Annotated in this window: 18 protein-coding genes; all 18 read left to right on the top strand. The window is 39.9% G+C overall.

What is annotated here, in order from left to right:
* Positions 1–91 precede the first annotated feature (91 nt).
* The 18 genes from ABJQ32_10275 to vgrG all read left to right on the top strand — a co-directional run bounded on the left by ABJQ32_10275 (position 92) and on the right by vgrG (position 18,447).
* Complete coding sequence (locus ABJQ32_10275; protein ID MEP5290028.1) at positions 92–901, top strand: hypothetical protein; 810 nt, start codon at positions 92–94, stop codon at positions 899–901.
* Positions 898–1,710: a CBS domain-containing protein gene (locus ABJQ32_10270; protein MEP5290027.1), complete on the top strand. Its 813-nt coding sequence runs from the start codon at positions 898–900 to the stop codon at positions 1,708–1,710. Before ABJQ32_10275 ends, ABJQ32_10270 begins: the two co-directional genes overlap by 4 nt.
* 12 nt (positions 1,711–1,722) lie before the next feature.
* The gene (gene mgtE, locus ABJQ32_10265) at positions 1,723–3,030 is read left to right on the top strand and encodes a magnesium transporter (GenBank protein MEP5290026.1); all 1,308 of its coding nucleotides are present in this window, start codon (positions 1,723–1,725) and stop codon (positions 3,028–3,030) included.
* Positions 3,031–3,063: 33 nt separating this feature from the next.
* A complete protein-coding gene (gene rimK / locus ABJQ32_10260; GenBank protein ID MEP5290025.1) occupies positions 3,064–3,942 on the top strand; it encodes a 30S ribosomal protein S6--L-glutamate ligase in 879 nt (292 codons plus the stop codon).
* A gap of 27 nt (positions 3,943–3,969) precedes the next feature.
* Positions 3,970–4,911 carry a succinylglutamate desuccinylase/aspartoacylase family protein gene (locus ABJQ32_10255; GenBank protein MEP5290024.1) on the top strand — a complete coding sequence of 314 codons (942 nt, stop codon included), beginning with the start codon at positions 3,970–3,972 and terminating at the stop codon, positions 4,909–4,911.
* Between the two features lie 58 nt (positions 4,912–4,969).
* Positions 4,970–5,530, top strand: a complete 561-nt coding sequence (locus tag ABJQ32_10250; protein ID MEP5290023.1) for a hypothetical protein — start codon at positions 4,970–4,972, stop codon at positions 5,528–5,530.
* A gap of 65 nt (positions 5,531–5,595) precedes the next feature.
* Entirely contained in the window at positions 5,596–6,021 is a 426-nt protein-coding gene (locus ABJQ32_10245; protein MEP5290022.1) for a RimK/LysX family protein, read from the top strand.
* Positions 6,022–6,092: 71 nt separating this feature from the next.
* Entirely contained in the window at positions 6,093–6,773 is a 681-nt protein-coding gene (locus tag ABJQ32_10240; protein MEP5290021.1) for a hypothetical protein, read from the top strand.
* A 6-nt stretch (positions 6,774–6,779) separates the two neighbouring features.
* Entirely contained in the window at positions 6,780–8,111 is a 1,332-nt protein-coding gene (locus ABJQ32_10235) for a hemolysin family protein (protein ID MEP5290020.1), read from the top strand.
* Between the two features lie 323 nt (positions 8,112–8,434).
* Positions 8,435–8,839 carry a VOC family protein gene (locus ABJQ32_10230; protein MEP5290019.1) on the top strand — a complete coding sequence of 135 codons (405 nt, stop codon included), beginning with the start codon at positions 8,435–8,437 and terminating at the stop codon, positions 8,837–8,839.
* 561 nt (positions 8,840–9,400) lie between these two features.
* Positions 9,401–12,040 carry a glycoside hydrolase family 3 C-terminal domain-containing protein gene (locus ABJQ32_10225; GenBank protein MEP5290018.1) on the top strand — a complete coding sequence of 880 codons (2,640 nt, stop codon included), beginning with the start codon at positions 9,401–9,403 and terminating at the stop codon, positions 12,038–12,040.
* Between the two features lie 375 nt (positions 12,041–12,415).
* Positions 12,416–13,090: a DUF4255 domain-containing protein gene (locus tag ABJQ32_10220; GenBank protein MEP5290017.1), complete on the top strand. Its 675-nt coding sequence runs from the start codon at positions 12,416–12,418 to the stop codon at positions 13,088–13,090.
* A 32-nt stretch (positions 13,091–13,122) separates the two neighbouring features.
* Positions 13,123–14,838: a phage tail sheath C-terminal domain-containing protein gene (locus tag ABJQ32_10215; GenBank protein MEP5290016.1), complete on the top strand. Its 1,716-nt coding sequence runs from the start codon at positions 13,123–13,125 to the stop codon at positions 14,836–14,838.
* 30 nt (positions 14,839–14,868) lie between these two features.
* Positions 14,869–15,297 (top strand): phage tail protein, encoded by a 429-nt coding sequence (locus ABJQ32_10210; GenBank protein MEP5290015.1) that lies wholly within the window; start codon positions 14,869–14,871, stop codon positions 15,295–15,297.
* 10 nt (positions 15,298–15,307) lie between these two features.
* The gene (locus ABJQ32_10205; GenBank protein MEP5290014.1) at positions 15,308–15,871 is read left to right on the top strand and encodes a phage tail protein; all 564 of its coding nucleotides are present in this window, start codon (positions 15,308–15,310) and stop codon (positions 15,869–15,871) included.
* A 4-nt stretch (positions 15,872–15,875) separates the two neighbouring features.
* Positions 15,876–16,040, top strand: coding sequence for a DUF5908 family protein (locus tag ABJQ32_10200; protein MEP5290013.1), 165 nt, complete (start codon positions 15,876–15,878; stop codon positions 16,038–16,040).
* Positions 16,037–16,705: a hypothetical protein gene (locus tag ABJQ32_10195; protein MEP5290012.1), complete on the top strand. Its 669-nt coding sequence runs from the start codon at positions 16,037–16,039 to the stop codon at positions 16,703–16,705. The genes ABJQ32_10200 and ABJQ32_10195 overlap by 4 nt, the downstream gene beginning before the upstream one ends.
* The gene (gene vgrG, locus ABJQ32_10190; protein ID MEP5290011.1) at positions 16,702–18,447 is read left to right on the top strand and encodes a type VI secretion system tip protein VgrG; all 1,746 of its coding nucleotides are present in this window, start codon (positions 16,702–16,704) and stop codon (positions 18,445–18,447) included. The genes ABJQ32_10195 and vgrG overlap by 4 nt, the downstream gene beginning before the upstream one ends.

Here is an 18,447-nt window from a genome sequence, read left to right as displayed (position 1 = left end):
CGAGCATAAATCTAGAATCCTTATAAATCAACCAAAGGATGATAAGATTTAATGCGAATTCCATGTGACAATTGAAATTAAACTCACACACATGAAAGAAGAAATAGACTCATTCCTGAGTACGTTACTTTCTAGTTTTACAGATTTGCTGCCCAGATTGATCATGGCCATTGTTGTCATTCTCATTGGCTTTGTGATCGGAAGACTTGTTAAAAAACTGGTTCGTCGTTTTATTCTTTTCCTAAATAAAAGTCTGAACCAGAGGCTTCAAGAAGGAACGGTGAATGTCGATTTTAAAAGCTCAGCGACATTTATAGCAGCTACTTTTTTCTGGATCATCCTTACTATTTCCGTTCTGATTGCAATCCGGATTTTGAGCCTTGATTTTTTTAGCGAGTGGTTTGATAAAATTGTTAGTTATCTCCCAAATATTCTAGCAGCTGTAGTTATCATTTTTATTGGTCTTGTTTCCGGAAGACTACTTGGTGACCTTATTCATTCAGCTGCATCCAGAACAGGTATTGCCAATGGTAAATTTTTAGGGAAAACACTCAGGTATTTAGTCATATTTATTGCGATTGTCATTGCTGTCGGTCAATTGGGTGTGAATATTGTGTTCCTGACCAATCTCTTTATCATCATTCTCGCCTCTTTGCTGTTTGGTGCTTCACTTGCTTTTGGTTTAGGGGCCAAAACTTCTGTAAGCAATATTCTTGGATCTTATTATGTGCGAAAGTCTCACCAGATAGGGACCACCATCAGGTTGGGTGATCTAGAGGGCACCATAGTCAAAATCACAGATCATGCCATTTCGCTAGAAACAAGTCTTGGCTTAGTGGTAGTTCCTGCTAAAGAATTCAATGAAACCAGAATCACTGTCATCAAAGATGAATCGAAATGAATAACGACCAACTCCTGATCGATCAGTTTCTCTCCAGCCACCCTGAAATCGCAATAGCTTCAATTAATGAGCTTGAAACTGAGGAAATTGCCCTATTGATCGAAACCTTATCACTCGATCAGTCTATGGTCATTTTATCACGATTGCTTCCATACAAATCTGGTAAGGCACTAGAAAGGATCACACCTGAGCGAGCCATAGCCTGTATGGATCACCTGTCCCTTTCGAATGCTGAAGCAATTCTAAGGATATGTGAAAAATCCATAAGCACTCAAATACTCAACGGAGTTCAACCAGAAAGAGCTAAATACTTAAAGCGAGCACTTGCCTTTGACAAAGATCTGGTAGGTGCCCACCTCGAGCCCTATGTTTTTACGCTACCGGTAAACATGAAAATAGAAAAGGCTTTACATCTTATCAAGAGTAGTAAAGCAGTTGTCAAACCACACGTCTTTGTCCTCGATGATGAGAAAAAACTTGTCGGATACCTGGAAGTGAATGAGTTGATCACAAATGATCCAAATAGAACCATTCAAACAGTCATGAAAAAGGTTCCACGAACAGTCTTTGCAGATATGAATGCAAAGGATCTACTTGAAAATTGGGATCATGCATTCATTGATTTGCCAGTAGTGAAAGTAAATAGAGAATTTATTGGGACCGTGTCAAGGGTCTCTTTAGCAGAATTTAAATCCAGCAAAGCAACAATAGACAACTCGGCTATAAAAGCAGGGAATGCTTTGGGTGAGTTATTTACAATCGGGCTGACTAGCCTGCTAGGGAGTGCGGAATCAAACCTAAAACCTTAATTGCCAAAAGCTATGGAACTAACAGAGATCAAAAGTGGGCTAGTAGATAAATACATTCAATTATTTCCAGCAGAAGTGGCAGCAACGCTCAATGCTTTCACCTCAGAAGAAATAGTAGAATACCTTAAGGATCAACCACTAGATGTTTCAGAAGAGATACTAAGCAACCTTAGCCCTGACGTAGTGGCCAATGTAATAGAGAGCATGGAGGAAAGCATCTTTTTATCGCTTTTCGATGCAATAGATCCATACTTAGCAGCAAAACTATTATCACGTGTCAAATCATCCCTTTTAGAAAAAAGATTAGGGCTACTTTCAGAAAAAAAATCAAAAAGCATTCGGGAAATGCTTTCCTACCCACCTCAGGCTGCTGGCTATTTGATGGATACCCGAATCATCACGTTCCAGTCACAGAATACGGTAGATCAAGTATTGAACAAACTGAGATCGATTGGGGATAAGAAAATGGTGAATATCTATGTCACCGATAACAAAGGGAGGCTTCTTGGAAAAGTATTCATTCAAACCATCGCCATATCAACACCGGAAATGACATTGGCAGAATTGGTGGTCCCATGTGAAAGTGTGTCCGTAATGTCACCGGCGGAAGAAGCTGTGAAGCTCTTTGAAGAAGGGAAGATTATCAACCTTCCTGTAGTAGATATTGACAATCATATATTGGGAATTATTCGCAATAGTGCGTTGATAGCAGCTACCCAAAAAGATGCTTCTGAAGACGTACTAGCCATGTTTGGTGCAGGTAGAGAGGAAAGAGCATTATCAACTCCTTTGTTCGCTGTAAAGAAGAGACTGCCCTGGCTTCAGATTAATCTTGCAACAGCATTTCTGGCAGCTTCGATTGTGGGTGCTTTTGAGGAAACCATTGCTCAGGTTACTGTCTTAGCCGTATTTCTACCAGTGGTTGCCGGGCAATCAGGTAACACCGGATCGCAAGCACTAGCAGTTACTATGCGAGGACTCGCTTTAAGGGAAATACAAACGAGTCAATGGTGGAAGGTGGCTCGTAAAGAAGTGGCGGTGGGTTTTATTAATGGAATAGCTGTAGCACTTACTACATCAATCATAGCCTATTTCTGGGCCTCTTCCTTTGGTATTTCTTTGGTCATTGGAACCTCCATGATACTATCGATGGTCATAGCCGGATTCTCCGGAGCAGTGGTACCTATTGTCTTAAAAGCTTTTGGGCAAGATCCCGCTCAGTCTTCTTCTATTGTTCTTACTACGGTCACAGATATCATGGGATTCTTAAGTTTCCTTGGCTTAGCAACCTTACTCGGATCCGCTCTAGGCATATTTTAAATAAATCAAATTACTAATTCAAAACTATAAACTATGAAAATCGCAGTTCTTTCCAGAAACCCTAAACTCTACTCAACCAGACGATTGATTGAAGCAATCGAAAAAAGAGGCCATGAAGCAATGGTAGTGGATCATCTAAAGTGTGACATCATAATGGAAGATTCAGGGCCTGTGATTTATTATAAAGGAGACAAACTTGATAATATAGATGCTGTTATCCCAAGAATTGGAGCTTCAGTGACCTTCTATGGAACCGCTGTAGTTAGGCAGTTTGAAATGATGAAAGTTTTCACAGCTGTTGAGTCACAAGCGATCACAAGGTCAAGAGATAAATTGAGAAGTCTTCAAATTCTGTCACGTTCGGGTGTCAGAATGCCTAAAACAGCATTTACGAATAGCAGCAAGGAGGAAAATAATATCTTGAAACATATAGGGCAAGCTCCGGTGGTTATTAAACTGCTTGAAGGAACTCAGGGCTTAGGAGTTATGCTAGCTGAGACAGATAAAGCAGCAAAATCAGTGGTAGAAGCTTTCGATAGCCTCAAGACACGGGTTATTTTACAAGAATTCATCAAAGAGGCAGGTGGTGCTGATATACGTGTATTTATTGTAAATGGCGAAATCGTAGGAGCAATGAAAAGACAGGGGAAAGAAGGTGAGTTTAGATCCAATCTTCATAGAGGTGGACAAGCCAATTTAATTGAATTGAGTGCGAAGGAAAAAGAGACTGCTCTTAAGGCAGCTGAAAGTATGGGACTAGCGATTGCCGGTGTGGATATGCTGCAATCCGAACGTGGACCTTTAGTGCTGGAGGTTAATTCCTCTCCTGGTTTAGAAGGAATAGAAAATGCTACCGGGGTTGATATTGCGGGAAAGATTGTTGAATACATTGAGTTGAACCAGAATAAGTAACGACAACTAAAAGATAAGTAAAGCTTAATGGAAGATTTTAAAATAGCTGGTCAGATTATTGAATCTGGGAAAGACAAACAAATTCTGGCCACTATCTCTCGTCTACCAACAAGAACACAAATTGATATACCCATAGTGGTTTCGCGTTCCAAAAAGCCGGGCCCAACTCTCTTGCTAATGGGAGGAATGCATGGAGATGAAATTAATGGGGTAGAGATTGTTAGGCGAATAATTAGTCAAAAACTTCATAAAGTTGAAATCGGAACGACTATATGTATCCCAATCTTAAATGTTTATGGTTTTCTCAACTTCTCCAGACAAGTACCAGACGGGAAAGATGTCAATCGCTCATTTCCTGGAACAAGAAGTGGTAGTCTGGCGAGTCAGATCGCATTCCATTTTAGGAATGAAATTCTACCGCTGATAGATTTTGGACTTGATTTTCACACCGGAGGATCACGCATCAACAACTTTCCACAGATAAGGGGTCAAATGGATGTAGCGGAAAATCTTAAGTTGGCAGAAGCCTTTGGCGCTAAATACATCATCCATTCACCTTTTCGAGAAAAATCCTTACGGAAGGAGGCTGCCAAACGAGGAAAACATATTCTTGTGTATGAAGCAGGCGAATCCCAACGCCTGAGAAAAAACTCTATCGACGAGGGTGTAAATGGGGCTTTAAGGGTCATGAAGTATTTAGGGATGAGAAAAGAAGCCCCTGAACCTGTTCACCAAAGCATTCGCATCAGTTCATCTTCATGGCTTAGGTCAAAAGCCGGAGGGTTATACTACTCTTTTGTTCGCCCAGGAGAAATAGTCGAAAAAGGACAAAAAGTAGGAATCATTGCTGGGCCTTTTGGTGAATTCGAAAAAAGTGTCAAAAGCCAGTTTAATGGACATATCATCGCTGTGAACAATAACCCTGTGGTGAATCGAGGAGATGCACTCATGCACATTGGGAGAAACTGAAAATATCGCATCATAAGAATATTCTAACAATCATTTTAAACCATAAACGAAAAAAATCATGTCAAACATTTTATCAAACGTAGTTAACGGAGTAAAAGGTGGAGTAAAAGGAGCCTTATCCGGAAGTGCAGATTTAGGAAGTTCAATTGTTGGGTCTATAAAGGATCTGGCAATTACAACAATCAAAAGTACTTCAGATTTAGTAGTAAAGGGTATTCAAGTGCCAGCATCAATAGTGCAAGGAGCTTTTGAAGGAGTTGCGGCTATAGGAACTAGTACGATCAAACTAGTGAAAGGCATAGTAGAGGGAGCTGTTCAGGGATCAATGAGTGCTGGAGTAGAGCAAAAAGATGCTGTACAAGGCTCAGTAAATCAAGCACTTCATGCTGGAATGGAATTAGGAATTGATGTTGGAGAAGTTGCTGTGGAAGCTGTCAAAGGATCTATAAGTGGTGTTAAGCAGGTTGGTGGTGATACTGTAGAGGCTACAAAGAATTCAATTCTTGCAGCACTTGAAGCAGCAAAAGACATTGGAGGAGAAGCTGCGGATTCTGTAAAGAAATCTCTTAGAGAAGGAGTCGATGGAGCTGCAGATATACTGAATGAAATAAAAAAATAATTTAAAACAACCATAACTACAGCTTAATCCTCATCTAGGACCAGGTTTTAATATCAAAAAAGAAAATGCAGAAAAAAGTAATTGGCGGTGTAGATAAAGTTGATTTACCTCACTTTAACCTTTATGACATTGAAGCAAAGATTGATACAGGAGCAAATAGGTCAGCGATTCATTGTCGCGATATTGTAATTATCGAAAATAATGATTCTATGGAACTAAGCTTTCATATCCCCCTTGACAATAGTAAGGGGGATAATGTGTTTCAGACCCAAGATTTTTTTGAAAAAAAGATACGAAGCTCTAATGGACATTCAGAGAAAAGATACATCATTAAAACAACCGTAATTCTGTTTGGAAGAAAAATCCAAACATCTTTCTCTCTCACAGATAGAACTGAAATGAATTATCCAATACTGTTGGGGCGAAAACTTCTTCAGTCCCGATTCATAGTTGATGTGGAAGAGGAAAACCTCTCATTCAAAGCTAAATAAAATCTCTCGCAGGGTAAGGATTGTGACTTTTTTGAAATGAAGAAGTCTTAATAGTTATAGAAAATTTATTGATGAAACTAACATACGAAGTGAAGGTTCTTTCCTTCGAAGAAGTCCACGAATTACCTGATTCCTGGAGCAGTGAGGAATTTAAAGAAATTCTGGAAAGCGCTGATTTTGAAGACCTAGATAAGCTTGATTCAGATGAACTACGGCATTATACAATCATGGCATTGCAAGAACTTGAAGCAGATGAAGCGGCGGTACTAGTGTTAAGTTTCAAACTAGGCAACAAGCTAAGTGCAGGTCAAATACAAAATCTATCATACGAAATGATGGATGAGATACTGTGGGAAGAGTACACAGATATCAATCTTCATAAAGAACTCTATGATTGTGCAGTTTTATTGAAGTGGTCATTTCCTGGCCAATTTCCGGAGACTGATGCAGTAAAATGTGTGATAGAGGTGGTGGCAAAAGAAAATGAACCTTTAGCAAAAGTAGATAATACCTTTTTGGCAAGATTACTTGCGAATGGTATGGACGATCATGCCGTGATCAATAGGCTATTTGACGAGCAGGTTGATGGCAAGCCTTTTCCTGAGTCAGAGGGAATTATTTGGCATTTTGATTCAAAGATAGATTCAGATAAAACCACTATTACCATCTATTCATCGAGCTATTGGCTACATTCAATGGATGAAGTGGATCGCTATACTTCAACAGCAATTTCAAATCACGAACAAACCTAAACTTCAATGGAAGCAGGACCTAACTATACAATGGACGGAATCAAAATTGGATTGACCGTCATCTTTATTATTCTAAATGGATTTTTTGTAGCAGCGGAGTTTGCATTAGTCAAGCTTACCAAAAGTAAGATCAAGAAAATGATTAGAGAAAAGCAGCCTTTTGCTACAACTGCTATGTGGTTATTCAAGCGTCAGAATCTTGCACTCTCAGCATGTCAGCTTGGAATTACCATGGCATCACTTGCATTAGGCTGGATAGGTGAACCTGCCATTGCTAACCTGATCACCCCTCTAATACATGACCTTGGTATCAATTCGGAAAACGTTGTTCATGGAATTGCCTTTACAATCGCCTTTACTACGATCACAGCATTCCATATTGTAATTGGAGAGCAAGTCCCTAAAATCTATGCAATCAGGAAGCCTGTCCCCGTTTTTTTAGGCTCGGCATTGCTATTGAAAGGATTCTATATGGTGCTATATCCATTTATGTATGTTCTAAATGGCATCACGAATGTCATTCTCAGACGGCTTGGAATTGATGAGTCTGATGAGCATGACACCCCACTTTCCGAAGAAGAAATTCAGGCTTCTTTGAGTATAGCCTACGCCAAAGGAGAACTGACAAAAAATGAGCATCGTTTACTCAATGCAGTTTTCAAATTTGACGATACAGTGGCTAAGCAAATTCTTAAACCCAGAAACGAAGTAGAATTCCTTGATGTCAACGATTCATTTCTCAAGAACCTTGAGTTTGCACGAGCATCACGGCACACCCGCTTCCCTTTATGTGATGACTCCCTGGATAAAGTTTTGGGAGTAGTCCATATAAAAGACATTGTAGGGTATAATCAAAATGATACCGTAGATCTGAAAGAAGTAGCTAGGTCTTCCATGATGGTTCCCGAAAACATCTTGCTTAGCAAACTGCTACAGGAGTTCAGAAGTGCACGTCAGCACCTTGCTTTTGTCCAAGACGAATATGGAACAGTTTTGGGGATTGTCACACTGGAAGACTTATTGGAAGAATTGGTCGGTAGTATGCAAGATGAGTTTGATATTGAAGAGCCTGAAATTGTCGAACAAAAAGACGGTAAATTCATTGTGAATGGAGATGTCCAAATTGATGATATCAACGAGCGATTCAAACTCAACCTTAGCGCAGAAGACGCAGATACCCTATCAGGACTGATTGTGGAAAAAGAGGGTCATAAATTGGAGAAGAATAAAAAGATCGAACTAGATGAAGGAGTTCAAGTAGAAATTCTCGAAATAAATGGGATTAGAGCTGTTAAGGTTCGCATTGAAATTGAGAAAAAAAATGATAACGATCATTGATAATCTTTTGGCCATTTGCAGGATTACTCAAAAAATATTTCACTCTATCCTGTGACTTTTAATAGGAGATTAAGTCATAAGAATAGTAATGACCAGACAAATATATCATGAAAAGAAAATAAGCAAGCTAGCGCTTGAATTGAATTTTCTAATTTCTGTTTTACAGAATAGAACTATCCAGATCGGTGACGGAATAAAAAAATTATACTTCAAAAGGATTGATGCCATCAAACAAGAAATGATTTCACTAGGATTAAAAGAAAAGTGATTTGTAAGTAAATCAGCCATTGTAGATGAACGTATTCAGTCAAAAAAATACCAATATGAAACTAGAAAAACTTATCCCTAATTTGATGGTAGAGGATATTTCCCTTACCCTCAACTACTACCATGGAGTCCTTGGATTTGATACAGTGAGTACTTGGCCAGAATCGGGTGAAGAATTTAGGAAAGCCAAAGTAAAAAAGGGAAATGTAGAAATCATGTTTCAAAGTGAAGAAAGCCTCAAAAAGGAGATACCCGAATTACGTCACGATGATCCTGCTGGAGGACTGACACTAGTTATTATGGTGACTGATATTAGCGAATTCTACAATCACCTATATTCATCTTTAGATGTAGTTGTTACATTGAAAGATACACCTCAAGGCATGAGACAGTTTACAGTGAGAGATGTCAATGGCTACTACCTCACATTTGCAGAGCCACTAGAGAACATAGGTGAATAATTAAGACCGAACTTATATAGCTTATTCCAGCTTTTCGTCTTCTGTAAGCAGGTTGGCGATTGACTTACTGGTTGATTAGTTTCTTGGCAAGGATTCTTATGTTTGAATAAAGCCTTAGCATCATTATAGAAGAAATAAAACCTTGGGGAATTTGTAATCTACCAGATTGTGGGAGTTTAATGAATCGGGGTTTAGTGAAACACTTTTAAAACGCAACTAATCATAGCGCTCTTATTTCATTAACTCATCCCATTAAATGATGTTAATTGAACTCAAATCTCCCCTCTCGAAGGTGTTTTCAATTTGGACTTTATGTAGAAGCTATACAAGGATTGAATCTTGAAAGATAGATATGTACTTAATTAACATGACCAATAGACCTGAGGAAGCGACACATCACCCCCACATGTTCGGAACATGTGACATCAAATTCAGTTTATTTTTACTGCTATATTGTAGTTGATGGCTGATGATGATTTTAAAGTAGTTGGAAGAATTTTTCTTAATTAATATTTCTCGGCACTCACAGTAGAACAGATAAAATAAGACTTGAAAATACGAATGAAAAAGTATTCATACATTGATACAGTACAGATTTTTACCTTGACCTTAATACTGGGTCTTACGATATCATGTACTACAGCAGAAAGGTATACTTATGACTTTGAGAACCCAGAGCTCACTGCCTTAGAAAGGTCGCAAAGTTTGGTGGCTGAAATGACTCTGAGCGAAAAAGTATCTCAAATGAAGTATGATGCACCCGCCATACCGCGTCTTGATGTGCCGCAATATAATTGGTGGAATGAATGCCTGCATGGAGTGGGTAGAGCGGGAGAGGCTACTGTTTTCCCTCAGGCTATAGGTATGGGAGCAACATGGGACAGAGAATTGATGATGAAGATTGGAGAAGCGATCTCTGATGAAGCTAGAGCAAAACACCATCGTTTTATTAGTGAAAACAAAAGAGGAATTTATCAAGGATTAACTTTTTGGACGCCCAATATCAATATTTTCCGCGATCCTAGATGGGGTAGAGGACAAGAGACATATGGAGAAGATCCTTTTCTAACGAGTAGAATGGCGGTCAATTTCATCAATGGCTTACAGGGGAATGATGAGAACTATCTAAAAGTAGTGGCTACTGCTAAGCATTTTGCAGTGCATTCAGGACCAGAAAAATCCAGACACGAGGATAATTATCAAACCTCTAATAAAGACTTATACGAAACGTACTTACCAGCTTTTGAGGCAACAATTAAAGAAGCAAATGTGCAGTCCATCATGTGCGCATATAATCGTTATCGAGACGAGGCATGCTGTGGAAGTAATTTGTTATTGGATTCAATTCTTAGAAAAAATTGGAAATTTAAGGGTTACGTGGTTTCAGACTGCTGGGCAATCAATGACTTCTATATACCTGAAAGACACGGAGTTTCTAATAGTCCTGAAGAAGCTTCTGCACTGGCAGTGAAGCAGGGGACAGATTTGAATTGTGGAAGCACATTTGATCCCAACCTATCGGAGGCGGTACTTGCAGAGATGATTGATGAAGGAGAAGTCGATAAAGCGTTAGTTCGATTGATGACAGCCAGGTTTAAGCTTGGAATGTTTGATGATCCTTCGTTAGTGACATATTCGAAAATTCCGTATGACGTAGTACGAAGTAGTAAACATGCTGCTCTCTCCTTAAAAGCAGCTAGAGAATCCATTGTATTACTTAAAAATGATGAGAACATGCTGCCTCTGAGTAAAGACTTGCAAACAATTGCGGTTATTGGACCTAATGCCGATACGCGCCAGGCATTGTTAGGAAACTATCATGGGACCTCTACGAACAATATCACTCCATTGATGGGTATTCAGAATAAGCTTCCAAATGCAAATATTTTGTATGAGAAAGGATCTTATATCGCCGATGGATGGCCACTTCTAACGCCTATACCAAACGAAAACTTACAATCAGAAGGTAACACAGGATTGAAGGGAAAATACTACGCCAACAGCAACTGTGGAGGTGAGCCGTCTATGGAAAGAATAGATGAAGAAGTGAATTTTACTTGGGTAGAGAGACCAATGGCTCAGGTCAAGTCAGACACGTTTTCTGTTCGATGGGAAGGGCAACTGATAGCTCCGAAAAGTGGCGAATATCGCTTAGGTCTTAGGGCATGTAATGTGGGTAAGATGTATCTCAATGGCGAACAGGTGATTGAGTTTAAAGACGATCATCAACCGTCTATGAAATACTATGATATCATCCTAGAAAAAGATAAGCCTATTGATATACAAATAGACTATTCCAATTTTCATACAGATCCACAAATACAATTATTATGGGCCAAGTTGGGAGAAGATTTGCTATCACCTGCTTTGAAGGCGGTGAAACAGTCAGATGTAGCAATCCTGTTTTTAGGACTCAGTCCTGACATAGAGGGTGAAGAAATGCCAGTTGTATTAGAAGGATTTGATAAAGGAGACCGGTCTGATATTCAATTGTCCAAGACTCAACGTCAGCTTTTAAAAGCGGTAGTGGAAACAGGTAAGCCTGTGATTGTGGTATTAATGAATGGTAGCGCACTTGCCGTGAACTATGCAGCTGAAAAAATCCCGTCCATTGTTGAGGCATGGTATCCAGGAGAGTTTGGAGGAAATGCAATAGCAGATATACTCTTTGGAGACTATAATCCATCAGGAAAACTTCCGGTTACTTATTACAAATCAGTAGCGGATCTCCCTGATTTCAAGTCTTATGACATGACAAATAGGACATACAAGTACTTTAGAGAAGAACCTCTTTTTCCATTTGGACATGGACTTAGCTATACCAATTTTACTTATGCCAATTTGGAGATTCCTTCAATTTTAGAAAATGGAAACCCTTTGCAAGTGAGAGTAGAGGTATCCAATATAGGTGAAGTGGCAGGTGAAGAAGTGATTCAAGTTTATTCTAAATATGAAGAATTATATGACAGCCCAAATCAAACGTTAGTGGCTTTTCAAAGAGTGAAACTAGCGCCAGGAGAAACCAAGAAGGTAATCATAGAAGTAAGAGAAAAGGAACTACAAATCTTTAATGCAGATGGCAATCCATCATCAAATCCTAAGAAGATGATTATAAGTGTAGGAGGTAAACAACCTGGTTTTTCAGGAATCAGAGATGCTAAGAGTACCCAAGTGTTGATGAAGGAAATAAGTATAAAATAAAAACATTCTCATGACCCGAAGGTCACAGACGGCCCACCACAGTGGTTCGAGCGACCCACGCCGGGTCTTTGTCCTCCCTACTATACTAGACAGCCTTAGAGAAATCTGAGGCTTTTTGTTTAATTTGAAGAGAAGCCTGTCCCATGCTTGATAAAAGAAGTCTTGTCCACGCTATTTGCGAAATCGATGTTATTCATTCCTTTTGAAAAGGTAATAACGATAAAGGTTTCAATAATTACTTGTGTATTAGAAAGAAATACCAAGTTTTTATAAAGAAAAAACACCCCTACATAAAACCTTATTCGCTGCTATAAAAGCTATCCATACCTTCATATAAGTTTTAATCGAACATATAGAAAAGGTACACATAGCAGAATGATTCACCCAGCTCTTGAATACATATGTACTGAACTTTCTAATTACATCAAGGTAAAAACCGAAGATGAAACTGGTAGTGAGAAAAAAGTCACTCTTGCGAACCTAGTAAAACAGGATGGCAGTATTGATCATTTGCCGGAGGATAAAATTCTATGTTCCTTGATAAATGTAGAGGAGGAGAAGATTACCAATCATCAGGCATTTAAGTATGTGGAAAGTGAGAATGGATATGTAAAGCGTAACGCTGATATAAATCTTAACCTCTACATACTCTTTGTTAATCATTTCAAACACTATGTAGAAGCACTTAAATCACTAACACATATTGTTAGTTTTTTTCAACAAGAAAGGGTTTTTACACCAGGCCTTATTCAAGGATCAGTGACGATACAAGCCAGACTAATTTTTGAATTACATACACCGAGTTTCGAGCAAATCAATCAACTGTGGGGAGCTCTGGGTGCTAAGTATGCCCCTTCCCTGATATACAAGATGAAGATGATCACCATTACCTCTGATCATGATCTGGAGCAAGTGGGTATCATAGGTGAAGACAAGATTTTGGTTGGATCGCGAAATGCATCCCCCTATGGATCACAAGCTTCTTTGGATGATTTAAAAGAAGGAATGATTCAGGAGACTTTGGATAGGGAAACTGAAGAAATTAAGTAAAAAATATACAACCAATTAAAAACGAATAGACAATGGCGTCAACGTACAAAACACCCGGAGTATACGTAGAAGAGATTTCTACTTTTCCGGCATCTGTGGCCCAGGTAGAGACCGCCATTCCGGCCTTTATCGGGTACACGGAAAAAGCAGATGATGAAGGTGAAGATCTCACTTTAAAACCTACACGAATAGGTTCCTTACTGGAATATCAGGAGCTGTTTGGTGGTTCTCAAAAAGTAGAATATCAAGCGACAGTTGAACTGGATGGGGATGTGAAAATTGACACAGTTAAACCTCTAAGTTATTTACTATTTCACCACTTGGAAATGTTTTTTAATAATGGAGGTGGAGATTGTTACATTGTTTCCATTGGAGGTTACAATGCTGAAGGAACAATATCTAAAGGTGATTTTGATGAAGGATTGAAGGAATTAGCTAAGGAAGATGAACCTACCATTATTCTTCTTACTGATGCGATCAATCTAACAAGTATCAATGAGTATTATGCCTTGGCTCAAAATTCTGTAGCTCAGTGCGCTAATCTTCAAGATAGGTTTGCAGTACTGGACATCCATGGCGAACCTGGTGATGATACCGTTTTAGCATTTAGGAACGGAATGGGTACTCAGGATCTTAAATATGGGGCAGGTTATTATCCCAACCTAAAGACGATTCTGAAAAAACGAATTGATGAAAGTACGCTGACAGTAGAAGGTGTGGGTGATGCGAATTCCGCTGAATTTGATTATACAATTCCAGGTGCCATTGAGGTGATTTTTACGATACCAACTCCAATTGAGACTGTACCAGATCCAACTCCCGAAGATCCCAGCAGAACTGTTGATAAGGTTTATTCACCTAAAATCAAAATCAATGTAGGAACCGTGGCTGGTGATAAGAAAGCAGATTTTACAGTAGAAAGGACCAATGAACTAGATCAATTAACAATAACTGTTGAAAAAGGGACAACTGGGAAAGAGGTGGTGACGGACTGGGCAGGGTTTACGGAGAAAGGTACTTTTCTAATTAACGAATTGGGTGAGGGAGATTCGGTGGTCAGAAAATTAGATACAACACTAGTAGCTTCAGATGTTACGCTGGCAACACTAAAAACCTCAAGAACCTCTCTATACAATAAGATCAAAAAAGAGTTGGATAAAGACACAGTGGTAATTCCTCCAAGCGGGGCTATTGCTGGTATTTATGCCGCGGTAGATGGTGATCGGGGGGTGTGGAAAGCACCAGCCAATGTCAGCTTGAATGGAGTAATTAAACCTACACTTAAGATCGATGACAAAGACCAGGAAAGCCTGAATGTGGATGTGAATGGAGGGAAATCCATCAACGCCATCCGATCATTTGTTGGCAAGGGAACACTTGTTTGGGGTGCGCGTACACTGGCCGGGAATGACAATGAATGGCGGTATGTACCTGTTCGACGCTTTTTTAACATGGTCGAAGAATCGGTTAAGAAATCTACCCACTGGGCGGTATTTGAACCCAATGATGCCAATACCTGGATCAAAGTCAAATCAATGATAGAAAACTTCCTGACCGGACTATGGAGAGACGGAGCGTTGGCGGGATCATCGCCAGATCAAGCCTATTTTGTCAATGTAGGTCTTGGTACCACAATGACGGCTCAAGATATCCTGGAAGGTCGCATGATTATAGAAATTGGAATGGCAGCCGTGCGTCCTGCCGAATTCATTGTCTTGCGATTTTCTCACAAGCTCCAGGAAGCATAAATAAATACTCAATAATTAAAAACTAAACTTATGGCATATCCAATACCAGCTTTCCATTTCGAGGTTACCCTTGGTGGTAGCGCTATCGGGTTTTCGGAAGCTTCCGGACTCACAGTTGAAAATGATGTAATAGAATATAGAGATGGATTCAGTCCGGAGTTCACCAAAATTAAATTGGCAGGATTAAAGAAGTACAGCAATATCACACTTAAGAGAGGTATTGTTGAAGATTCAGGGAACAATGAGTTCTTCAAGTGGATCAAAACTACAAGCATGCGGAAAACTGAGCGAAAGGACCTTACCATTAGTTTGTTGAATGAGGATCACGCACCGGTTATGTCCTGGAGTATAAAAAATGCCTGGCCAATCAAGGTTGAAGGTCCAAGCCTGAAGTCTGATGATAACAATGTCGCCATAGAGTCGATAGAGTTGGCTCATGAGGGTTTGACACTAGTTTAGATTTAGCTAGATGAGTATCTATTTCCCACCGACCTCTTTCTACTTCAAAGTCGAATTTACTGATATTGGGAGTTCTTCGAAGGATTTACGCTTTCAGGAAGTGTCAGGACTCTCGGTAGATGTTGAGACAGAGGATTTCAAGGAGGGAGGGGAAAACCGATTTGTGCATAAACTACCAGTAAGGACCAAATATTCAGACCTTACCTTAAAACGCGGGCTGTTAACAGACTCAAAGGTGATCAAGTGGTGCAGGAAAGCCATTGAGGATTTCGAGTTTAATCCGATAGATATCAATATCACATTGCTCAATGAGGAGGGAGAACCTATTAATATGTGGGCAGTGCATCATGCCTATCCCGTTCACTGGTCAATATCCGATTTCAATAGTATGGACAGTAAGATATCTGTCGAGACCATTAAGCTTCACTACAATTATTTCAAGGTGATCAATGGAGCTTCTGCTCCTTTGACGGCATTTGGAGATAAGCTGAAGCAAGTAAAGAAATTGAAACGTAAGGTCGATGAGGGGTACAGTATTTACAGCAAAGTCAAACGTTTCGCGAAAAGATTTTAAAACCATGCCACTAGAAATACGAGAATCCATCATTCGCATCAACGTTCTGGATAAATCCAATAGTGAAGAAGATCCTGAGAAGAATAACTATGAATTGGATGCGGATTTAATAATAAAAGAATGTGTAGAACAGGTTTTAGAACTTCTTAAAGAGCAAAACGAAAGATGATTACAGGAAAGCTGCAGAAACTGAAAATGGTGGCCTACAAAGACAATAGCTATAAAGATAAGCTAGGAACACATGAAGTGCTGTTTAACCCAGATCAACTGGAAGATTTCATTGAAATCCAGTACGATAAGAAGAACCGCAAAAAAGGAAAAAGCACGAATTTCAAATACGTAGGAACGTCATCCACTAAGTTTAAGTTGAACCTCTTGTTTGATGGGACCGGCATTTATGGTGTTGGTAAGGATGTAAAATCACAAATAAAGGATTTTAAAGAGCTTACCGTAGATCTAAAGGGTGAGACCCATAAGCCACCAACAGTAGAAATTATTTGGGGAGACTTTCTATTCAAAGGATTACTCACTTCATTGAAGTTGACCTATACGCTTTTTAAAGCAGACGGAGCGCCTTTGAGGGCAAAAGGGGAAGCTACCTTCCATAGTAGTTTAACGGAAAAAGAGAGAGTACTTAAAGAAAATACTAATTCTCCCGATCTAACCCATACACGTGTGGTGAAAGCAGGAGATACCTTGCCCTTACTCACCAAAGAGATATATGGGAAAGAGTCGTACTACCTGGAAGTGGCCCGGTTCAACAAACTGAAAAACTTTCGTATGCTCACTCCTGGGACCAAACTTTATTTTCCACCATTAGATAAAGCTTCATGAGTATTTCCAGAACACTACCAATTGAAACACCTACTGACCTTATCACTTATACCATCTTGATTGAAGGGGAGAAAATAAAACCGGAGCATAATGTGATTGGAATTTTCACAAGTAAATCCGTTGGGAAAATACCAACCGCGAGGCTCATACTTGATGATGGTAGTATTCCAGAAGAAGATTTTGAACTGAGCAGTACGGATACTTTTTTACCAGGCAAAAAAATAGAAATTCAGGTAGGGTATAACTCAGAAGATCAACCACTTTTCAAAGGAGTTATTGTCAAGCACGGTGTTCGGGTCAAAAATGGAAAATCTTCGCAACTGGTTCTCGACTGTAAGGATGAGGCGGTAAAAATGACGATCGGTAGGAAAAACAATCTGTTTTACGAAAGCAAGGACAGTGAGATCATAGAAGAGATCATTGGCACCTATGGGTTGACATCCGAAATTGAGCCGACAACAGTCAGCCATACTGAGATGGTCCAATACAATGTATCGGATTGGGATTTTGTTATGCTACGAGCAGATGCCAATGGTTACTTAGTGATGGTGAATGATGGTAATGTGGTGCTAAGCAAACCAGATACTAGTACAGAACCTAAGTTAGGACTATTGTATGGTGAAACGATAAAAGAATTCGAGGGAGAGATCGATGCAAGAAATCAATTTGGTGCCATTAAAAGCTATTCCTGGGATGCAGCTTCTCAATCGGTGCTGGAGATGGAAGGGACGAGTCCGGGACTGACAAAACCAGGGAATCTCAATGGGGAGTTGTCGGAAGTTATGGGTCTCGAAAGCCTGAATCTTTTTCATGGAGGCCAGATTGCAGATGCAGAAATGACCGCATGGGCTAATGGGCACTTTCTACGATCTGATCTATCACCTGTTCGAGGGAAGGTAATGCACGAAGGATTCTCTGATATAGAAGTAGGGGATATGATTGAGTTGGGCGGACTTGGAGACCGTTTTAATGGAAAAGCTTTTGTTTCCGGAGTTTCACATACAGTTAGTGAAGGCGATTGGAATACGGAACTCCAATTTGGACTGGACCCGGATTGTTTCACCCAAAAAGTAGACGTGAGTGCTCCTGCAGCTTCAGGGATCATACCCCCGATCAAAGGCTTACACATTGGTATTGTAACGCAATTATCAGGCGATCCGGATGGAGAAGAAAGAATACTGGTGAAGGTGCCACTTATCAATGATCAGGAAGATGGTATCTGGGCAAGAATGACTCATCCCGATGCAGGAAATAACAGGGGCTTAACCTTTTGGCCAGAGGTGGGAGATGAGGTGATCCTGGGTTTTCTGAATGATGATCCCAGAAATCCGATAATTCTTGGATCATTATACAGTAGTTCTGCACCACCAGCCATTGCCGCTTCAGATGAGAATCCTGAAAAAGGGATCATCACGAAATCAGAAATGAAAATAGTGATCAATGATGAAAGCAAAAGCCTTGAGATAAGCACACCATCTGGAAACCTACTTAGTCTAAGCGAAGAAACAAAGGGCGTGTTGATCGAAGATCAAAATGGGAATAAGATAGAGATGACAGCTGACGGGGTAACTATAGAAAGCGCCGCTGATCTGAAACTGGTGGCAGCAGGTGATCTGCTGATGGAAGGAACTAATATTGAGGGTGCTGCATCTGCCGAGTGGAAATGCGAAGGCGGGTCCGGGGCGGAATTCGCTTCCGGTGCAATTGCAGTAATTAAAGGGTCAATGGTACAAATAAATTAG

It is taken from the genome of Marinobacter alexandrii (assembly GCA_039984955.1).
Lineage (GTDB): Bacteria > Bacteroidota > Bacteroidia > Cytophagales > Cyclobacteriaceae > Ekhidna.
The sequence above is the reverse complement of the archived record's forward strand: the minus strand, read 5'-3'. Positions and strand labels throughout refer to the sequence as shown.

Excerpts from the sequence above, each read along its gene's own strand:
- ABJQ32_10210 (MEP5290015.1), top strand. The coding sequence starts at position 14,869 with ATGGCATATCCAATACCAGCTTTCCATTTCGAGGTTACCCTTGGTGGT.
- ABJQ32_10250 (MEP5290023.1), top strand. The coding sequence starts at position 4,970 with ATGTCAAACATTTTATCAAACGTAGTTAACGGAGTAAAAGGTGGAGTA.
- ABJQ32_10225 (MEP5290018.1), top strand. The coding sequence starts at position 9,401 with ATGAAAAAGTATTCATACATTGATACAGTACAGATTTTTACCTTGACC.
- ABJQ32_10200 (MEP5290013.1), top strand. The coding sequence starts at position 15,876 with ATGCCACTAGAAATACGAGAATCCATCATTCGCATCAACGTTCTGGAT.
- ABJQ32_10255 (MEP5290024.1), top strand. The coding sequence starts at position 3,970 with ATGGAAGATTTTAAAATAGCTGGTCAGATTATTGAATCTGGGAAAGAC.
- ABJQ32_10230 (MEP5290019.1), top strand. The coding sequence starts at position 8,435 with ATGAAACTAGAAAAACTTATCCCTAATTTGATGGTAGAGGATATTTCC.
- vgrG (MEP5290011.1), top strand. The coding sequence starts at position 16,702 with ATGAGTATTTCCAGAACACTACCAATTGAAACACCTACTGACCTTATC.
- ABJQ32_10205 (MEP5290014.1), top strand. The coding sequence starts at position 15,308 with ATGAGTATCTATTTCCCACCGACCTCTTTCTACTTCAAAGTCGAATTT.
- ABJQ32_10240 (MEP5290021.1), top strand. The coding sequence starts at position 6,093 with ATGAAACTAACATACGAAGTGAAGGTTCTTTCCTTCGAAGAAGTCCAC.
- ABJQ32_10195 (MEP5290012.1), top strand. The coding sequence starts at position 16,037 with ATGATTACAGGAAAGCTGCAGAAACTGAAAATGGTGGCCTACAAAGAC.
- mgtE (MEP5290026.1), top strand. The coding sequence starts at position 1,723 with ATGGAACTAACAGAGATCAAAAGTGGGCTAGTAGATAAATACATTCAA.
- rimK (MEP5290025.1), top strand. The coding sequence starts at position 3,064 with ATGAAAATCGCAGTTCTTTCCAGAAACCCTAAACTCTACTCAACCAGA.
- ABJQ32_10235 (MEP5290020.1), top strand. The coding sequence starts at position 6,780 with ATGGAAGCAGGACCTAACTATACAATGGACGGAATCAAAATTGGATTG.
- ABJQ32_10245 (MEP5290022.1), top strand. The coding sequence starts at position 5,596 with ATGCAGAAAAAAGTAATTGGCGGTGTAGATAAAGTTGATTTACCTCAC.
- ABJQ32_10270 (MEP5290027.1), top strand. The coding sequence starts at position 898 with ATGAATAACGACCAACTCCTGATCGATCAGTTTCTCTCCAGCCACCCT.
- ABJQ32_10220 (MEP5290017.1), top strand. The coding sequence starts at position 12,416 with ATGATTCACCCAGCTCTTGAATACATATGTACTGAACTTTCTAATTAC.
- ABJQ32_10215 (MEP5290016.1), top strand. The coding sequence starts at position 13,123 with ATGGCGTCAACGTACAAAACACCCGGAGTATACGTAGAAGAGATTTCT.
- ABJQ32_10275 (MEP5290028.1), top strand. The coding sequence starts at position 92 with ATGAAAGAAGAAATAGACTCATTCCTGAGTACGTTACTTTCTAGTTTT.